General features: G+C 60.0%; 16 protein-coding genes. 7 read left to right on the forward strand and 9 right to left on the reverse strand.

The window, feature by feature from the left end:
- Positions 1-94: 94 nt before the first annotated feature.
- The 4 genes from J4E00_RS11595 (at position 95) to J4E00_RS11610 (ending at position 3,248) form a co-directional block, all read left to right on the forward strand.
- Positions 95-487 (forward strand): DUF4259 domain-containing protein, encoded by a 393-nt coding sequence (locus J4E00_RS11595; protein WP_208175310.1) that lies wholly within the window; start codon positions 95-97, stop codon positions 485-487.
- A gap of 182 nt (positions 488-669) precedes the next feature.
- Positions 670-1,275: a 2,3-bisphosphoglycerate-dependent phosphoglycerate mutase gene (locus tag J4E00_RS11600; protein WP_208175311.1), complete on the forward strand. Its 606-nt coding sequence runs from the start codon at positions 670-672 to the stop codon at positions 1,273-1,275.
- A 126-nt stretch (positions 1,276-1,401) separates the two neighbouring features.
- Complete coding sequence (locus J4E00_RS11605; RefSeq protein WP_208175312.1) at positions 1,402-2,715, forward strand: family 1 glycosylhydrolase; 1,314 nt, start codon at positions 1,402-1,404, stop codon at positions 2,713-2,715.
- Between the two features lie 65 nt (positions 2,716-2,780).
- Positions 2,781-3,248: a MaoC family dehydratase gene (locus J4E00_RS11610; RefSeq protein ID WP_208175313.1), complete on the forward strand. Its 468-nt coding sequence runs from the start codon at positions 2,781-2,783 to the stop codon at positions 3,246-3,248.
- Between the two features lie 66 nt (positions 3,249-3,314).
- On the opposite strand, the gene J4E00_RS11615 is transcribed toward J4E00_RS11610, so the two are convergent.
- The 3 genes from J4E00_RS11615 to J4E00_RS11625 are packed head-to-tail and all read right to left on the reverse strand — an operon-like array spanning position 3,315 to position 4,491.
- Positions 3,315-3,710, reverse strand: a complete 396-nt coding sequence (locus J4E00_RS11615) for a hypothetical protein (RefSeq protein WP_208175314.1) — start codon at positions 3,708-3,710, stop codon at positions 3,315-3,317.
- A gap of 9 nt (positions 3,711-3,719) precedes the next feature.
- Positions 3,720-4,124 carry a DUF779 domain-containing protein gene (locus J4E00_RS11620; RefSeq protein WP_208175315.1) on the reverse strand — a complete coding sequence of 135 codons (405 nt, stop codon included), beginning with the start codon at positions 4,122-4,124 and terminating at the stop codon, positions 3,720-3,722.
- Between the two features lie 19 nt (positions 4,125-4,143).
- Positions 4,144-4,491, reverse strand: coding sequence for a hypothetical protein (locus tag J4E00_RS11625; RefSeq protein WP_208175316.1), 348 nt, complete (start codon positions 4,489-4,491; stop codon positions 4,144-4,146).
- Between the two features lie 162 nt (positions 4,492-4,653).
- On the opposite strand from J4E00_RS11625, the gene J4E00_RS11630 reads away from it, so the two are divergent.
- Entirely contained in the window at positions 4,654-5,385 is a 732-nt protein-coding gene (locus J4E00_RS11630; RefSeq protein WP_208175317.1) for a DUF3239 domain-containing protein, read from the forward strand.
- Positions 5,386-5,456: 71 nt separating this feature from the next.
- Here J4E00_RS11630 and J4E00_RS11635 read toward each other — a convergent pair whose 3' ends face one another.
- Positions 5,457-6,986 (reverse strand): aldehyde dehydrogenase family protein, encoded by a 1,530-nt coding sequence (locus J4E00_RS11635; RefSeq protein WP_208175318.1) that lies wholly within the window; start codon positions 6,984-6,986, stop codon positions 5,457-5,459.
- A 163-nt stretch (positions 6,987-7,149) separates the two neighbouring features.
- Between J4E00_RS11635 and J4E00_RS11640 the strand changes: the two genes are divergently transcribed.
- The gene (locus J4E00_RS11640; RefSeq protein ID WP_208175319.1) at positions 7,150-8,079 is read left to right on the forward strand and encodes an AraC family transcriptional regulator; all 930 of its coding nucleotides are present in this window, start codon (positions 7,150-7,152) and stop codon (positions 8,077-8,079) included.
- A gap of 104 nt (positions 8,080-8,183) precedes the next feature.
- Here J4E00_RS11640 and J4E00_RS11645 read toward each other — a convergent pair whose 3' ends face one another.
- The 5 genes from J4E00_RS11645 to J4E00_RS11665 form a co-directional block, all read right to left on the reverse strand.
- The gene (locus J4E00_RS11645; protein WP_208175320.1) at positions 8,184-9,110 is read right to left on the reverse strand and encodes a bestrophin family protein; all 927 of its coding nucleotides are present in this window, start codon (positions 9,108-9,110) and stop codon (positions 8,184-8,186) included.
- Between the two features lie 155 nt (positions 9,111-9,265).
- Positions 9,266-9,982 (reverse strand): LytR/AlgR family response regulator transcription factor, encoded by a 717-nt coding sequence (locus J4E00_RS11650; RefSeq protein ID WP_208175321.1) that lies wholly within the window; start codon positions 9,980-9,982, stop codon positions 9,266-9,268.
- Complete coding sequence (locus tag J4E00_RS11655; RefSeq protein WP_208175322.1) at positions 9,960-11,033, reverse strand: sensor histidine kinase; 1,074 nt, start codon at positions 11,031-11,033, stop codon at positions 9,960-9,962. Before J4E00_RS11655 ends, J4E00_RS11650 begins: the two co-directional genes overlap by 23 nt.
- Before the next feature lie 181 nt (positions 11,034-11,214).
- A complete protein-coding gene (locus tag J4E00_RS11660) occupies positions 11,215-12,018 on the reverse strand; it encodes a DUF4249 domain-containing protein (RefSeq protein WP_208175323.1) in 804 nt (267 codons plus the stop codon).
- A gap of 160 nt (positions 12,019-12,178) precedes the next feature.
- Positions 12,179-14,578: a TonB-dependent receptor gene (locus J4E00_RS11665; RefSeq protein WP_208175324.1), complete on the reverse strand. Its 2,400-nt coding sequence runs from the start codon at positions 14,576-14,578 to the stop codon at positions 12,179-12,181.
- Positions 14,579-14,918: 340 nt separating this feature from the next.
- On the opposite strand from J4E00_RS11665, the gene J4E00_RS11670 reads away from it, so the two are divergent.
- Positions 14,919-16,133, forward strand: a complete 1,215-nt coding sequence (locus J4E00_RS11670; RefSeq protein WP_208175325.1) for an MFS transporter — start codon at positions 14,919-14,921, stop codon at positions 16,131-16,133.
- The last annotated feature ends 41 nt before the right edge of the window (positions 16,134-16,174 follow it).

A 16,174-nucleotide genomic window follows, 5' to 3' on the forward strand; every position in this document is an offset into this window, starting at 1 on the left:
CTACTGTCAGAGAGGCATTTTTATTATATAGCCTGTTGGTAAAATGGGTCGAGTTGGTATTATTGCAGCTTTCTATTTTACTGCGTTATACAACATGGGTACCTGGGGAACTGGCAATTTCGACAACGACATGGCGGCCGACTACGCTGCTGCTTTTCAGGACGACCCCAACGAAACCATGCTGCTCGAAACCCTGGCATCGGTCGCCGACGAAGGGTACCCCGAAGCTGACGAAGCCAGCGAAGCCCTGGCCGCCGCCGAAATCATCGCCGCCGCCTTGGGCAAACCCGTACGCGGCTTCCCCGAGGACCTGCTGCAAAGCGCTCAAAATCTGCACCTCACCAACCCCGAATCGGCCCAGCGACTGACGCGCAAGGCTATTAAGGTTATTCTTAAAAAGTCTGAGCTCAAGGAGCTTTGGGAAGAAGGTGATGAGTACGAGCAGTGGATTGCCATGCAGGACGCTCTCCTCGAACGCCTGGCCTGAACGAGTACCCCGAATTTCTAATTCGGCGCACCTTGCGCATATAGCTCAGGCATCGGCCCGCGAGTCCTATGCGGGCCGAATTGGAAATTCGGGTACTCGTGCCAAGCGGATTTTCAAACCTGCCATGCCCCGGACGAGTTGTTAGCCAACGGCCGGTTAGTGCCGCTTAATCAATTGTATTAATGGGATTACTGGTGCTCGTCCGACACGGCGAATCGACGGCCAACCTTGCAAATGTTTTCACTGGCTGGCTCGATGTGGCGCTCAGCCCCAAAGGCGACGAGGAAGCGCAGTTAGTGGCCGAAAAGCTGCGCGGCTACCACTTCGATGCGGCTTACAGCTCCACCCTCATCCGGGCCGAGCGCACGCTGGACATTATTGTGGCCCGGCCGGCCTGGGCCACTATCCCGGTGCACCACATCGAGGCCCTGAAGGAGCGGATGTACGGTGACCTGCAAGGCCTCAACAAAGCCGAAATCGCCCTGAAATACGGCCAGGAACAGGTCGACATCTGGCGGCGCAGCTACGATGTTGCCCCGCCCGGCGGCGAAAGCCTCCAGCAAACCCAGGCCCGAACCGTAAAATTTTATGAAGCCGAAATCGTGCCCCAGCTCCGGGCCGGCAAGAATATTCTCATCGTATCGCACGGCAATACGCTGCGCGGGTTGCGCATGTATTTGGAGCATCTCACGCCCGAGCAGGTAATGGCGCTGGAAATCGTGACCGGCGGCGTACACGTTTACCGGTTCGATGCAGAGATGAAGATTGTAGAAACGCGCAACCTGTAAGTAGCGTGGCCCTGGTGGTCCGCACTACTTACAAATCGCAACGCCAGCGCACCGAACGGAGTAAGCTGGGCATCAACTTTCTCACCCACCGGCGCCGTCCGAAACCGGCGCTCCATTCCCACCCGCATGGGCCCGCAATTCCTATTCGCTACTGGCATCGAAAACAGCAACCCCACCATCCAAAACGGCAAGCTGCGCGTGGATGAGATGGAGAAATGCGGCCATTATAAGTTCTGGCAGCGCGATTTTGAGTTGGTACAGGAGCTGGGCATCTGCTTCCTGCGCTACGGGCCGCCCATTCACACCACTTGGCTGGGGCCGGGCAAATACGACTGGAGCTTTGCCGACGTAACGTTTCAGGACCTGCTACGGCGCAACATCGCGCCCATCGTGGACCTGTGCCACTTCGGCGTGCCTGACTGGCTGGGCAACTTCCAGAATCCGGAGTTTCCGGTGCTGTTTGCGCAATATGCGCGGGCGTTTGCGCAGCGGTTTCCGTGGGTGCAGCTCTACACGCCGGTGAACGAGATGTACATCTGTGCGCAATTTTCGGCCCTGTATGGCTGGTGGAACGAGCAGTTGAGCAGCGACCAGGCCTTCGTAACAGCGCTTAAGTACATCGTGAAGGCCAACGTCATGGCCATGCAGTCCATCTTGGAAGTGCGGCCCGATGCCATTTTCATTCAGAGCGAGTCGTCGGAGTATTTCCACGCCGAAAACCCGGCCGCCATCAAGCCCGCCGAAATCATGAACGCCCGCCGGTTTTTGTCATTAGACCTGAACTACGGCCGCCGCGTGAACTCGGAGATGTACGAGTACCTGTTCGACAACGGCATGACGCGCGACGAGTACCACTTCTTCCAGGGCAATAGCCTGAAGCACCACTGCATCATGGGCAACGACTACTACCGCACCAACGAACACCGCGTGCGGGCCGACGGCAGCACCTCGGCCTCGGGCGAAGTCTTTGGCTACCACGTCATCACCAGTCAGTACCACGACCGCTACCGCCTGCCCGTAATGCATACCGAAACCAACCTCTGGCAGGGCCCTTGCGGCGACGAAGCCGTGAACTGGTTATGGAAAGAGTGGGCCAACGTGCTGCGCGTGCGCAACGACGGGGTGCCCATGATTGGCTTCACCTGGTATTCCCTCACCGACCAAGTGGACTGGGACACTGCCCTGCGCGAGCCCAATGGCAACGTGAACCCGCTGGGATTGTACGACCTGGACCGCAACATCCGCCCCGTTGGCGCGGCCTACAAGCAGCTCATCGCGGACTGGAACCAGGTGCTGCCCGCCCAAAGCGTGTGCCTGCAAGTTCCCATCGTGATGCCCCGGGCCAGCAACGAGGCCTGGGTTCGCGAGCAACAAGCTAACGTGCGAGCCGACACCGCCGATAAGTCGACCGAGCCCGCCAATGCCACCCCGCAGTCCTGACCCGGCACCACCAGCACTGACAAAAGACGTATGTTTGCGGCCATTTTTAACCGCTTTGCCCCGCTATGAGCATTACCATTGGCAGCCTCGCCGAACTAGAACAATACGCCGGCCAGGAGTTGGGCACGTCCGAATTCCACACCATCACGCAGGAGCAAATCAACCAGTTTGCCGCCGCCACGCTCGATTTTCAGTGGATTCATACCGACCCCGCGCGAGCTGCCACGGAGTCGCCTTTCAAGGCCACCATTGCCCACGGCTACCTCACGGTGGCGCTCCTACCCTACCTCTGGCAGCAAATCGTGACCATTGAAAACCTGAAAATGCAGGTGAACTACGAAATCGAGTCGCTCCGCTTCAACCAGGCCGTGACCGTAGACAGCGCCGTGCGCCTCCGCGCCAAGCTACTATCAATAGCCAACCTGCGCGGCATCGCTAAAACCCGCATCGAAGTAGCGCTGGAGATTGAGGGCGCAAAAAAGCCCGCATACACGGGCGTGGTTACGTTCCTGTATCATTTTCAGGAGCAATAGTACTGACGGAAACCCGCCAGAAAATGATGCTTCGGCTGGTACCTGCTGGCCGAAGCATCAGCGCGGCTACATGTCCACCAGTTGACAGGCCTTGTCGAGCACGAAGGCAGCGACTTCGGCTGGCAATGGCCACTCCGTACAAGGCATAGCTTCTTTGTACACATAAATTTGGGCGTTCATGAGAATTGCGCCTGTTGTCGACGCAACTACCATACTGTGACCGCCTGCACGGTCCAACGCCACCTTACCAAGGGCCAATTGGTCGACAACATGGCAGGTATCGTGATAAAAGCTCGTTTCCCTAACGGCTTGCGTGGCACAGAGCACCATTCCAAAGGCGGCTACATTCCGCCATTCAACTAAGTTGAAACGCCGGACCACAACAATAGCCAAGACTTCTTGCAAGTCGTTGCAATTGCCGATGACTCCAAATTTTTGACGAATTTCAGCAGTTAGTATCACAGCGTAAACTTAAGACGCCGCCTCAGTAATTTCCGGGTACTCATCGCCGGCGTACACCGGCTCCATGTCCTTTTCCTCGTCCTCGGTGAAAAGCCGCGAGCGGATGAGGAAACGCACCCCGAGCGGGATTTCCAACGAGAAGCTCGCGCCGCGGCCCTTCACCACGTCCACCGTGAGCTGGGTGTGTTTCCAGTAGGCAAACTGGCTGGCGCTTATGAAGAAGTCGCAGCCGTGAATGCGGCCCAGCCACGTGTCGTTGCTGCCCACCCGAAACTCGCCCTTGGCAAAGCACATGGGCGAGGAGCCGTCGCAGCAGCCGCCGCTTTGATGAAACATAAGCGGGCCATGCTCGTCGCGGAGCAGGTCGATGGTGGCTTCGGCGGCGGTGGTGACGAGGACGCGGGGGGTGGGCATGGTCGGGGTCAGTTAGAGATTATTGCTTGCGGCGAAAGGTGTAGGTGATGCCTGTCCGCTCTTCGCGCACTAGCACCTCCTTGTCGGGTGCGACGGTGCCCGAGCCGGGGCGGCTTAGCCACTGGTAAGCCAGTTGGTGCTCGGCGTCCCAGTGGTAGTGCCGGTTGCCGCTGCTGGAGATGCTTCTTTGCCCTGCGTTAGGCATACGGTCGGTTTTGAGCGGCTCGCCAACTGGCGTAGCATCCGGCAGCGCTTCCGCTTTTTCTGCTTTCCAATCCGGATTCTTGCTGCCGGGCACGGGCAGCAGTTGGGCCTGGGCCGCGTGAGCCCCGCTCAGAAGTACCAAAAACAAGAACAAGCGTTTCATAAGGTCGATGCATTGGTTTCTGAACAAGACGCATTTACTACGAAAAGGATGCTTCGAAATGCAACGCCAATTGGGATGACCTCGCCGTGAAACCTCACGCAACAGCACAACCCGATTTGAGGCCTTGCCGTTGGCTTAAGTACCCTTCAACCCAAGGCGCACATGGAACGAACAGTAGGTGACCCCGGCGAATTTCTGAACAATTCAGTGGCCTCCCGGGCCGTGAATATTGAGCCGGACATGCGCAAAGTCCGGCGGCTCGACATCTACCACCAGAAATACAGCAAATTGCTGCGCGGCTGGGGCTTAGCTGGGTTGGTCCTGTTGGCTATAGGTGTCGCCCTTTGGTACTTCCAGCACCAGATATGGGGAAGCATTTTTGGGGTGCTGGCCCTGCCGGTGCTATTTATTGCCTCACGGCTGCCGCAAACGCTCAAGGGCGATGCCTACCGCAACGGCTTGCTGATTCCAGGCATCATCTCCAATTTGAATCCGCTGACCATCACCTGCCTGGCCGATGTACGAACCAGCGACGACGATGAGGACGAAACTGGCGGTATCGTATGGGGCGTGAAGCAGGTTGTTGTTCCGCAGCTCACTGTACATCCCGAGCAATTGGGCGAGCAGGTGCCGTGCGTTTCCCTGTTCGGAGAAACCGATGCGGACGGCGAAATCTACCTCAATTTTGAGCCGCGCCCACTGGTCTGGGGCACCGACGACAACAGTATTATAAAACAGGCCCGCCAAGCTATTGAAGAGGAAGAATGGCTGCTCCTGCCGCCACTAGCCGTTGCCTTTGACAGCAGCGAGAAAAACGAAAACGGCATTGCATATTTCGATTCGCAACTACGACCAGTAGCATTGCCCAAACCAGCTGATACTACTGCGAAATAAAAGGACGGTCATGCTTCGACTACGCTCAGCATGACCGTCCTTTTTGAGCTAAGCAGCGAAGCTAATTAGCCCTAGAAGAAGCCCAGCTTCTGCTGGCTGTAGCTGATAAGCATGTTCTTGTTCTGGCGGTAGTGGCTTAGCATCATCTTATGGTTTTCGCGGCCGAAACCGGAGGCTTTGTAGCCGCCGAAGGGCGCGCCGGCAGGGTAGTCGTGGTAACAGTTCACCCACACGCGGCCGGCCTCAATGGCGCGGGGCACTTGGTACAGCTCGTGGGCGTCGCGGGTCCAGACGCCGGCGCCGAGGCCGTAGAGCGTGTCGTTGGCAATTTCGATGGCTTCCTCCACCGTTTTGAAGGTGGTGACGGATACCACCGGGCCGAAGATTTCCTCCTGAAAAATCCGCATCTTGTTGTGGCCCCGGAACATGGTGGGCTGGATGTAGTAGCCCTCGGCCAGCGCGCCGTCGGCCTGCGAGTAAGCTTCGCCGCCCACCAGCACTTCGGCCCCTTCGGCCTTGCCGATTTCGAGGTAGCTCAGGATTTTCTCGAACTGGTCGTTGGAGGCTTGCGCGCCCATCATGGTTTCCATATCGAGCGGGTTGCCCAGCTTGATGGCCTTCACCCGCTCAATGACACGGGCAATGAACTCGTCGTAAATGTCTTCCTGGATGAGCATGCGCGAGGGGCAGGTGCAGATTTCGCCCTGGTTCAGGGCAAACATCACGGCGCCTTCGATGGCTTTGTCGAGGAAGTCGTCGTCGGCATCCATCACGGATTTGAAGAAGATGTTCGGCGACTTGCCGCCCAGCTCCATGGTCACGGGGATGAGGTTTTCGGCGGCGTACTGCATGATGAGGCGGCCGGTTGTTGTCTCGCCCGTGAACGAGGCCTTATTGATGCGCGGCGACGAGGCCAGCGGCTTGCCAGCCTCCAGACCGAAGCCGTTCACCACATTGATGACTCCCGGGGGCACCAGGTCCTGAATCAGCTCCATGAGAATCATGATGCTGGCGGGGGTTTGCTCGGCAGGCTTCATCACCACGGTGCAGCCGGCCGCAATGGCCGGGGCCAGCTTCCAAGTGGCCATGAGGAGCGGGAAATTCCAGGGAATAATCTGGCCGATGACGCCCAGCGGCTCCTGAATATTCATCGAAACCGTGGTGCTGTTCAGCTCCGTCACGTTGCCTTCCTCGGCCCGAATTACGCTGGCAAAATACCGGAAGTGGTCAATGACCAGCGGCATGTCGGCATAAGTGGTTTCGCGGATGGCCTTGCCGTTCTCGACGCATTCCACGGCGGCGAGGTGGGCGAGGTTTTCCTCGATGCGATTGGCAATTTTGTTGAGGATGTTGCTGCGCTCGGTGGCGGAGGTTTTGCCCCAGGTTTTGAAGGCTTCGTGGGCGGCATCGAGGGCTAAGTCGATGTCTTCCTTAGTGCTGCGGGCTACTTTGGTGAATACTTTGCCGTCGATGGGCGACGGGTTATCAAAGTACTGGCCCTTGACGGGCGCCACCCATTTGCCGCCGATGAAGTTGTCGTAATGGTTCTTGAACTGGGGGCGGGCCACCACGGTGGTGGTTTCTTCGAGGGTTTCAGCCATGGCTTTTGGAACGTGGGAATTTGGTGAATGGGAAACGGTGTAAAGGTCCCTTTTTCCTTGGCGGCCGGGTTGTGGTATTGTCGCAATGTGTGCGAAAATTGTCGCAACTTGCCAGCATCTTCCCGTGTTAGGAGTGTGTACTCCCTCACCAAGCCACTTCACTATGCCTTCGCGCGTCCATTTGCCTGCCGCCATTGCCCCGCTCGCCTTCGAACGCCTGCACTCGCTGGTAGAAAACCGGACGGTGTACAACCTGGAAGGCTTCGAGCTCAACGTATTTGAAACGCACCGCGCCGCTCACCGCGTGCCCCTGCGCCTCGAAGGACTGGCCCTGACCACCATGCTGCGCGGCAAGAAAGTGATGCACCTGCCCGGCCGCGAAGCTTTTGACTACTTCCCCGGTGAAAGTGTGGTGGTGGACAAGGACGAGCTAATGGAAATCGACTTTCCCGACGCCTGCCTCTGCCAGCCCACGCAGTGCCTGGCCGTGGCCATCGCGCCCGACACCATCCGCCACACCGTGGATTTGCTGAATGAGCGGTATCCGAAAGCTGAAACCCACCAGCCCTGGGCCATTCAGGGCCCCGAATATGCCCACCTCACCAACACGCCGGAGCTAACCGATACATTGGGTCGCCTGGTAGCCGTGTCGCGCACATCAGATATTAATAAGGACGTGCTGGCCGGCTTTACGCTCCAGGAATTGCTCGTGCGCCTGATGCAGACGCAGGCCCGCCAGCTTATTTTTCACGACTACGCCCGGCACCTCACCACACACCGCTTCGCCGCCGTGGTGGAATACATCAAGGAACACCTGGCCGAAAATCTGACGATTGATAAGCTGAGCGCGCTGGCTTGCATGAGCAAGGCCACGTTCTTCCGCGTGTTCAAGCGCGAGTTCGGGATTACGCCGGTCGAGTTCATCATTCGTGAGCGACTGGGCGAGGCCAAACGGCTGCTGCGCCACCCGCTGGCCAGCGTGGCGGAAGTGTGTTTGCGGGCGGGTTTTAACAACCTTTCCTACTTCCAGGCACTGTTTAAAAAGTACGAGGGCGTGACGCCGGGAGCTTATAAGAAGCAGATGGTGGCGTAAGACGAGTACCGCGAAATTCCATTTCGCCTCACGCCTGCGCCATTCGCTTCATCTCAAGCCAACCCTGGCGCAAGGCGAAATGGAATTTCGCGGTACTCGTTCTGCTAGAACACTACGCTGTACGGCGCGTCGGCCAGGCCGCGAATATCTTCGTGCAGGTCGACGCCCAGGATTTCGTGCACATTGGCCCGGATGCGGTTGGAAATCTGGGTGAGCGGGAGGTCGTTGCTGTCTTTGCCGAAGGGGTCTTCAATTTCGTCGCCAATCATCTCGACCCCCAGCAGGGCGTAGGCGCCGAACATGGTGATGGGCACCGTGAGCCACTGGTAAGTATCGAGCAGGTTGAAGGGCATGGTGAGGATGAACACCGTGATGAAACCCTTAATGAAATAGCTGTAGGAGAAGGGAATAGGCGTGGATTTAATTCGCTCGCAAGCCCCAGCCACATCGAGCAACGCTTCGTGATGCTTTTGGATGGTAATGAGGTGGATGGGTAAAATCCGCTCCTCGCGCAGCAGGTCTTCATAGAATTCCTGCAGCATGGCCGAGAGGCGCGAGGGCACGTGCCGCACGGTCTGCAAATGCTCGATGAAGCCGGGTTCGACGGCTTCCAGCTTTTCGAAGCGGACGCCTTTGCGCAGGTGGCCATCCAGAGCAATGGGGAAGTTGGAAAGCAGCCGGGCGAGGTAGGTGCGGGTGGCGTAATCGTCGGCGGGCAGGCGGGCGTGCAGCAGCACGGCCAGGTTACGGCAATTATTCACGAGCTGGCCCCACAGGCGGCGGCCTTCGTAAAAACGGTCGTAGGCAGTATTGGTCCGGAAGGCCAGCAGCAGGCTGAGCAAGATGCCCAGAAAGGAGAAGAACTCTTTATCGACGGCCACATTTAGCCGGTGGTAGAGAATAACAACGGCCGTTACGGCGGTGGCGTAGAGTCCCACCCACAGCACCCGCTTCAGCAACGAGCGGATGATGCCGGAGGCGCGCAGGTGGCGCAGGGCCTCCCACCAGTCGGACGATTTATAGACTATCATGCAAAGCAGGCGGCAGCCGATTGGAGGCTGCGCCGGCCAAAAATACGGCTACCTGGAGTTGGATGGCACGAGTACCCCCGAAGCGGCACTTCAGCCTGCGTTGGAATTACTTGCGCAACGCGAGCTGGCATGGCCTTTCGGATTGCTGGCGCCAGTCAGTGCATGTTCCGCTTTTCGATTGCACGGTTGAAGGACTCCACAAATGCGTCGCCAACCGGAATCACATCCTCCCCCATATAAATCCGGTTTTTACGAATAGAGTCAATTTGGCCCAGCGCCACGATGTAGGAACGATGCACGCGCACAAAATCGGTGGCCGGCAGCCGCTCCTCAAAGGCTTTGAGGGAGTTGAGCGTGAGCAGGGGGCGCGGCGCGGAGGTAAAGATTTTCACGTAGTCCTTCAGGCCCTCCAGGTAGCGAATATCGCGCAGACTGACGCGCTGGGAGTGGTAGTCGGCTTTCACGAAGATGTAGTCTTCGGGCGGTGTGGGAGCGGGTGGTGTAGCTTCGGCCGCCACAGCGAGCCGGTCCTGGGCGCGCTGCACGGCTTGCAGAAAGCGGTCGAAGGCAATGGGCTTCAGCAGGTAATCCAGCGCATTGAGAGCGAATCCTTCCACTGCAAAGGATTCGTAGGCCGTGGTGAAGATGACCAGCGCCTCAGGCCGCAGGCTGCGCACAAACTCTACGCCGGAGAGGTCGGGCATCTGAATGTCGAGGAAAATGACGTCTACCGACTCGCGGCGGAGCACTTCGTGGGCTTCGAGAGCGCTGCGGCAGGTGCCCACCAACACAAGACCGGGCACCCGTGCCACGAAGCTGGCCAGCAGCCGCAGGGCCAGCGGCTCGTCATCAACTAACAGGCAGCGGAGCATGGTCGAAGGTGAGGGTGAGGGTGGCGGTGAAGTCGGTTTCGGTCCGGTAGAGGGCCAGGTTGTGGCGGCTGGGGTAGAGCAGCCGGAGGCGCTGCTTCACGTTTTGCAAGCCCACGCCGCCCACGGGCGTAGTGCCGGCCGGGGCTTCGGGAGCCGCGGCAAATACATGGTTGCGCACCGTAAAAAGCAAGCCATCCTCTCCCACCCGCAGGTGCAGGCCGATATCGGAAGGGTGCTGAAAGCTGATGCCGTGCTTAAAGGCGTTTTCAACGAAGGGAATGAGTAGCATGGGCTCGATGAGGTGACCGTGCGGGTCGCCTTCGAGGTCGAAGGAGATGGGGACCTGGTCGGGGTCGAGGCGCAGGCGCTGGAGGTCGACGTAGGTGCGCAGGTGCTCGATTTCGTGGGTGAGCGGCACGCGGGGCGCGTGGGCTTCGTAGAGCATGTAGCGCATCAGGTGCGAGAGCTTGAGGATGGCGGCGGGGGCGTCGTCACTCTTGAGCTCGGCCAGGGAATAGACGTTGTTGAGGGTATTGAAGAGGAAGTGCGGATTGACCTGCGACTTGAGGAAGGCCAGCTCGGCGGCCAGCTGGTCGCTGTGCAGCTGCTTGCGCATCTCCTCGCTTTGCAGCCATTCGCCGGTGATGCGCAGGGCGCTGCTCACCACCCACGTCAGCACCAGGGCCACGGACACCATCTGGAGGGGGTGGTACGCCGCCAGGCGCGCCGGGTGGGTCGGTTTGGTGATTACCCCGAAATGCCGCAAAATCATGGGCATGGCAAACGCTACCCCAATAAACACCACCAGCGCGAAGTAGCCGGCGAAGCGCCGCTGAGCCAGCAGTCGCGGAATCAGAACCCAGTAGTTCAGGTAGAAAAAGCCCGCCAACAGGCCCAATGGGAATAAGACCCGCAGCACGCGCCAGTTAAATGCTACCTCCACCCCCAACCCCAGCTGCACGAAGCCCACCACCAGCGCGGCCAGCGCCAGCCACACGGCCACGTGTATCAGGATGCGAAGAACCCGGGGTTGAAGGAAGGGAGACGGCATGAGAGGGTTGGGGAAACTGGAAGCGTAGCAGCTGCCTCATTCTGACGTAAGGACTGCCTCCGGCCCTCTCCGATGGAGAGAGGAATCAGGCGAGGTAGTAGAGATGCTTGCCTACGACGACCTTCGGTCCGGCTGCACTCAGCATGATTTCCTTTCCCGTAGCAGCTAGGCAAACAACCCTTTACAGAGCTGGCACCAGGATGGTGCGGTGCCGCTGCGTGTGGGCGCTGAAGTAGCCCAGTACGTTGCCGGTGAAGTTCGACTTGGGGTTGGCGGGCGAGGCGGTGGCCGCGCCACCGCCTTGCAGGGTCAGGTTGAGCGTGCGGAAGTATTCGTAGGTATCAACGTCCACATTCTGCATTTCCACGTGCACGCTGTCGCCCGCCACAAGGTCGTCAACCTCTTCGCTGTTTCGGCCCCCGAGGCCCCGGTTGTTGGGCTTGCCATCGGTGAATTCGTCGTTTTGCAGGTAGATGGCCTTGTTCAGGCGCCCGTTGCGGTACTGCCGGAAAAGGTAGTAGTTGCGGCCACCCGCCGGGTCGTTGAATTCGGGCAGCACCTGGATTCGGTCGCCAATGGGCGCTTTCTGGGCACGTAGGCCGGCGAAGGGCACCAGCGCCGGCAGCGTGGAAACAGCCACGTAGGACTGGCCTTCCACCTCCACGCGCAGGGTGTAGCGGCGGCCCGACTGGCCCAGTACCGTGCGGCCCTGGTATTGGCCGGGCGTGCTGGTTTCAGTCAGGGTTTCGAGGCCGCCCGCGTCGTCGCTCAGCGTAACGACGGCGCCGCTGATGGCGGGAAAGGTATTGGTTTGGGTGTAGCTCACGCTGCGCGAGAGCAGCACGGTGCAGGGCCGGCCATCATCGGCCAGGTTGCCTTCGATGACGAGCTGCGGGGCTGTTTCCTTGAGGTCGAGGGTGACGACTTTCTGGCAGGAAGTGGCGAGGAACAGGGCGCAGGCAGCGAGGAGGTATGTTGGTTTCATGATTGTTCTGGCGGGGCCTCACCTCCCGGCTCCCTCTCCGATGGAGAGGGGTGCCGAGCAGGCGCGGATGAGCATGGCATTCTTGCTATTGCTGATAGTGCTGTTGTCGTCTGGCATCCTCTAACAGAAAGGACTGGGAGTTTAGGCCCCTGCCAGAACATCAGAACTGAAAATTGTACGTGGCCGACGGCACCATTCGGAACAGGGCGGTTTGCAAGGCCTCGGTGCGGGTGGCATCGCCAGGCACGGTTTGGAAGGTGATGCTGTAGGGGTTTTCGCGGCCCAGCACGTTGTAGATGGAGAAGTTCCAGCTGTGGTGGAAGCGCTTGCCTTCCTGCTGCGGCTTTTCGAGGGTGGCCCCGATGTCGAGGCGGCGATAGCCGGGCAGGCGGTCGGCATTGCGCTGGCCGTAGAGGCTCACGGCCTGGCCGGCCACGTAGTATTTGCCTACTGGGAAGGTTACGGCGTTGCCGGTGCTGGCCACGAAGGTGCCCGAGAAGCTCCACTTTGGGTTGAGCTCGTACACGGCAACTACGGAAAGGTCGTTGGGCCGGTCCTGGCGGGCGTTGAACCAGCTGCCACTGTTGATTTCGGTGAACTGGCGCTCCGATTTACTCAGCGTGTAGCCCACCCAGCCGGTGAGGCGGCCGGTTTCCTTTTTCAGCAGAAACTCTACACCGTAGGCCCGGCCCTTGCCGTAGAGCAGCGTGCTTTCCACGTCCTGGTTGCCGCGCAGCTGGGTGCCGTCGCGGTAGTCGACCTGGTTTTGCAGCCACTTGTAATAGACTTCGGCTGAAAAGGAATAGTCCTGGTTTTTACCCAGCTTGCGGAAGTAGCCGGCCGAAATTTGGTCGGCCAGTTCGGGCTTCACGTTGAGCGTGGTGGGCACGTACAAATCGGTGGGCGACGACGCGGCCGAGTTGCTGAGCAGGTGCAGGTTCTGCACGTTGCGGGCGTAGCCAGCTTTCAGGGACGTGTTGGCCGTGACCTGGTAGCTGGCGGCAAAGCGCGGCTCCAGGTTGAAGTAGGTTTTGATGAACTCGCCCGCGCCGTAGTGCGTGGTGTTTACCACCGTGCCGGCCGTGTTGTAGGTGGAGTAGTCGCCGGCCCCCAGCAGGCTGAACTCACTCAGGCGCAGGCCAGTGGTAAAATCCAGCTTCTCGGTCAGGGCCCACTCGTGCGAAACGTAGGCAGCGGTTTCGAGCGAGTAATTGGTTTTATCGGCCGTGGAGTTCACGGCGGCATCGGCGGCGGCCGTGACGTGGCCGGGCGTGATGGTGTGGTAGATGGCATTCACGCCGAAACGTAGCGTCTGGGTGGCGCTGGGCGTGTATTCGAAGTCCTGCTTCAGGTTGAAATCCATTATTTTGGAGTCAATGCTGAAATCCAGGTCGTTGCTTTTGATTTTGATTTGGTAGCCGTACTTGCTGTAGATGAGCGAGGTGTTGCTGAACAGCTTGTCGGTGAACAGGTGGTTGAGGCGCAGCGTGGCGGTCTGGTTGCCGTAATTGGTGCCGAAGCTTTGGATGCCCAGCACGTCGCTGCCCAGGTAGCCCGAAAAGTAGAGGCGGTTGCGGTCGTTGAGCGTGTAGTTGGCCTTGGCGTTGAAGTCGTAGAAGTAAAGGCTGGCGCTTTTGGTGGTCGGGTTCGAGCTGAGCTTCAGGAAAACGTCGGCGTACGTACGCCGTCCCGTCACCAGAAACGAACCCTTGTCCTTCACAATGGGCCCTTCCAGCGCCAGCCGCGAGGCAATGAGCCCAATGCCGCCGCTGCCGTGCAGCTGCTGGTTGTTGCCGTCCTTCATCTTGATATCGACCACCGACGACAGCCGGCCGCCGTACTGCGCGGGCATGCCGCCCTTGTACACGGTCAGGTCGCGGATGGCATCGGAGTTGAAGGTGGAAAAGAAGCCGAGCAGGTGCGAGGCGTTGTACACCGGCGCCTCGTCGAGCAGAATCAGGTTCTGGTCCACGTTGCCACCGCGCACCGAAAAGCCGCTGCTGCCTTCCCCCGCCGTTTTCACGCCCGGCAGCAAGGTCAGGGTTTTGATGACGTCCTTCTCGCCGAAGAGCACCGGCACCTTGGCAATCTGCTTCATGTCCAGCGTCTCTACCCCGGACTGGGCCTTGCTGATGTTGGCCTGGCTGCCGCGGCCGGTCACCACCACTTCGTTTAGCTCCTGGCCGCCGCTGCTCAGCTTGAAGTCGAGCCGCTGGCTTTTGTCGAGCGTCACCTTGCGCGGCTGGGCCTTGTAGCCTACAAAGCTGGCCTCCACCGTGTAGGTGCCGGCCGGTATCGTGAGGGTGTAGAAGCCGTAGGCGTTGGCCGCCGCGCCGGTACCGGGCAGCTCCACAATGCGAATGGAAGCGCCGGTCAGGTCCTCGCCCGTGCCCGCGTCTTTGATGGTGCCGCTGATGGTAACCCGGCCCTGCGCCTGTGCCAGCTGCGGGCTCAGCGCCAGCGTGGCCAACGCCGCGCCGCCGGCCAGCCGCCCCGGTGAACCCAGCAGCAAACGAAACAGATAAATAACTGGTGGAAATGAGGTAGGCCTTGGCTTCATACCCCAAACTTACCGCCGACAGCCCCCGGCAGCCGGCTTTTTTTCTACCATCGCCCGTAAAATCCAGATAAACCCCGCCCCTATAGCCCGCTGGCACCCGGCAGACACACAGCTTTTCATACCAGTTAAAATTGTGTGAGGTCGGTTGCGACCTCACACCTTTTAATGCACCGCGAAAAAGCGTGAGGTCGCAACCAACCTCACGCTTTTTCGCGGTGCATTAAAAGGTGTGAGGTCAATAACTAGTGCCGCACCGGCAGGTGTACTGCAACCAACACCCACGTTTGGCTGTTGACTCCCCCTATGTCAGCGAGGCTCCCGACTCGCCCCCTTGCCCCTCATGTCCGATTCCGCTCTTTCCGCCCAAGCTCCTTCCGTCCCACCCCTCTCCCACCCCGCCGCCCGCCTCGACGCGGCGCTGGTTTGGCTCATGGCCCTCACCTGCGGGCTGGTGGTGGCCAATATCTACTACAACCAACCGCTACTGGCCGCCATTGGCCGCACCTTCCACCTGAGCGACAGCAGCGCCAGCCTGGTTGCCACCGCCACCCAGATTGGCTATACCACCGGCATGCTGTTCGTGGTGCCGCTGGGCGACATGCTGGAGCGCAAGCGCCTGATGCTGCTCATGCTGCTAGGGGCCACCGCCTGCCTGGCACTGGCAGCCTTCGCGCCCAGCTTCGCGGTGCTGGCCGGGGCCAGCGTGCTCCTTGGTATTTGCTCGGCGGTGCCGCAGCTGCTGCTGCCCATGGCCGCCCACCTGGCACCCGAGGCCGACCGGGGCCGCATCGTAGGGCGCATTATGAGCGGCTTGCTGATTGGCATCCTCGTTTCGCGCACGGTGAGCGGCTACGTGGGCGCGCACCTGGGCTGGCGCGCCATGTTTGAAATTGCGGCCGGCCTGATGCTGGCTCTGCTGGGCCTGCTGGCCTGGCGCCTGCCACAGGACCGGCCCAACTTCGCAGGCTCCTACGGCGCGCTCATGAAGTCCATCCTGACCCTGACGCGCGAGCAGCCCGCCCTGCGCCGCTCGGCAATGGTGGGTGGGCTGCTATTCGCCGCCTTCAGTGTATTCTGGACCACGCTGGCATTTTTTCTGGAGGGCCCCGCTTACCGCTACGGCTCCGATGTGGCGGGCTTTTTTGGGCTGGTGGGGGCCGTGGGCGCGCTAGCTGCGCCGCTGGCGGGCAAGGCCGCTGACACGCGTGGACCAGACTTTGCCATCGGGGTGGGCATCTTGCTGGCGCTGGTATCCTACGCAGTGCTGGGGCTGGGCGGCTACTCGCTGGTGGGCTTGGTGCTGGGCGTGATTCTGTTGGATGTGGGCGTGCAGGCGGCCCACATTTCCAATCAGACCAAGATATTTTCCCTGGTACCCGAGGCCCGTAGCCGCCTCAATACGGTGTACATGACTGGCTATTTCACGGGCGGTTCCATTGGCTCCGTCGCCGGTGGGCTAGCCTGGACGCACGCCGGCTGGCCAGGCGTGTGCCTGCTGGGAGCCGCCTTCGCAGGCGCGGCCTACCTGGTGAGCCGGTTCTACGGGCGGCAGTAGCGTGGGCTTTATCGTTCGCGTGTCCGCGTCGTTTGGGTTTG

It is taken from the genome of Hymenobacter negativus (assembly GCF_017571495.1).
GTDB lineage: Bacteria > Bacteroidota > Bacteroidia > Cytophagales > Hymenobacteraceae > Hymenobacter > Hymenobacter negativus.

Bases quoted from the DNA above. Each gene is read 5' to 3' on its own strand.
- J4E00_RS11635 (WP_208175318.1), bottom strand. From the start codon at position 6,986: ATGGCTGAAACCCTCGAAGAAACCACCACCGTGGTGGCCCGCCCCCAG.
- J4E00_RS11595 (WP_208175310.1), top strand. From the start codon at position 95: ATGGGTACCTGGGGAACTGGCAATTTCGACAACGACATGGCGGCCGAC.
- J4E00_RS11665 (WP_208175324.1), bottom strand. From the start codon at position 14,578: ATGAAGCCAAGGCCTACCTCATTTCCACCAGTTATTTATCTGTTTCGT.
- J4E00_RS11650 (WP_208175321.1), bottom strand. From the start codon at position 9,982: ATGCTCCGCTGCCTGTTAGTTGATGACGAGCCGCTGGCCCTGCGGCTG.
- J4E00_RS11655 (WP_208175322.1), bottom strand. From the start codon at position 11,033: ATGCCGTCTCCCTTCCTTCAACCCCGGGTTCTTCGCATCCTGATACAC.
- J4E00_RS11605 (WP_208175312.1), top strand. From the start codon at position 1,402: ATGGGCCCGCAATTCCTATTCGCTACTGGCATCGAAAACAGCAACCCC.
- J4E00_RS11660 (WP_208175323.1), bottom strand. From the start codon at position 12,018: ATGAAACCAACATACCTCCTCGCTGCCTGCGCCCTGTTCCTCGCCACT.
- J4E00_RS11645 (WP_208175320.1), bottom strand. From the start codon at position 9,110: ATGATAGTCTATAAATCGTCCGACTGGTGGGAGGCCCTGCGCCACCTG.
- J4E00_RS11670 (WP_208175325.1), top strand. From the start codon at position 14,919: ATGTCCGATTCCGCTCTTTCCGCCCAAGCTCCTTCCGTCCCACCCCTC.
- J4E00_RS11630 (WP_208175317.1), top strand. From the start codon at position 4,654: ATGGAACGAACAGTAGGTGACCCCGGCGAATTTCTGAACAATTCAGTG.
- J4E00_RS11600 (WP_208175311.1), top strand. From the start codon at position 670: ATGGGATTACTGGTGCTCGTCCGACACGGCGAATCGACGGCCAACCTT.
- J4E00_RS11610 (WP_208175313.1), top strand. From the start codon at position 2,781: ATGAGCATTACCATTGGCAGCCTCGCCGAACTAGAACAATACGCCGGC.
- J4E00_RS11640 (WP_208175319.1), top strand. From the start codon at position 7,150: ATGCCTTCGCGCGTCCATTTGCCTGCCGCCATTGCCCCGCTCGCCTTC.
- J4E00_RS11620 (WP_208175315.1), bottom strand. From the start codon at position 4,124: ATGCCCACCCCCCGCGTCCTCGTCACCACCGCCGCCGAAGCCACCATC.
- J4E00_RS11625 (WP_208175316.1), bottom strand. From the start codon at position 4,491: ATGAAACGCTTGTTCTTGTTTTTGGTACTTCTGAGCGGGGCTCACGCG.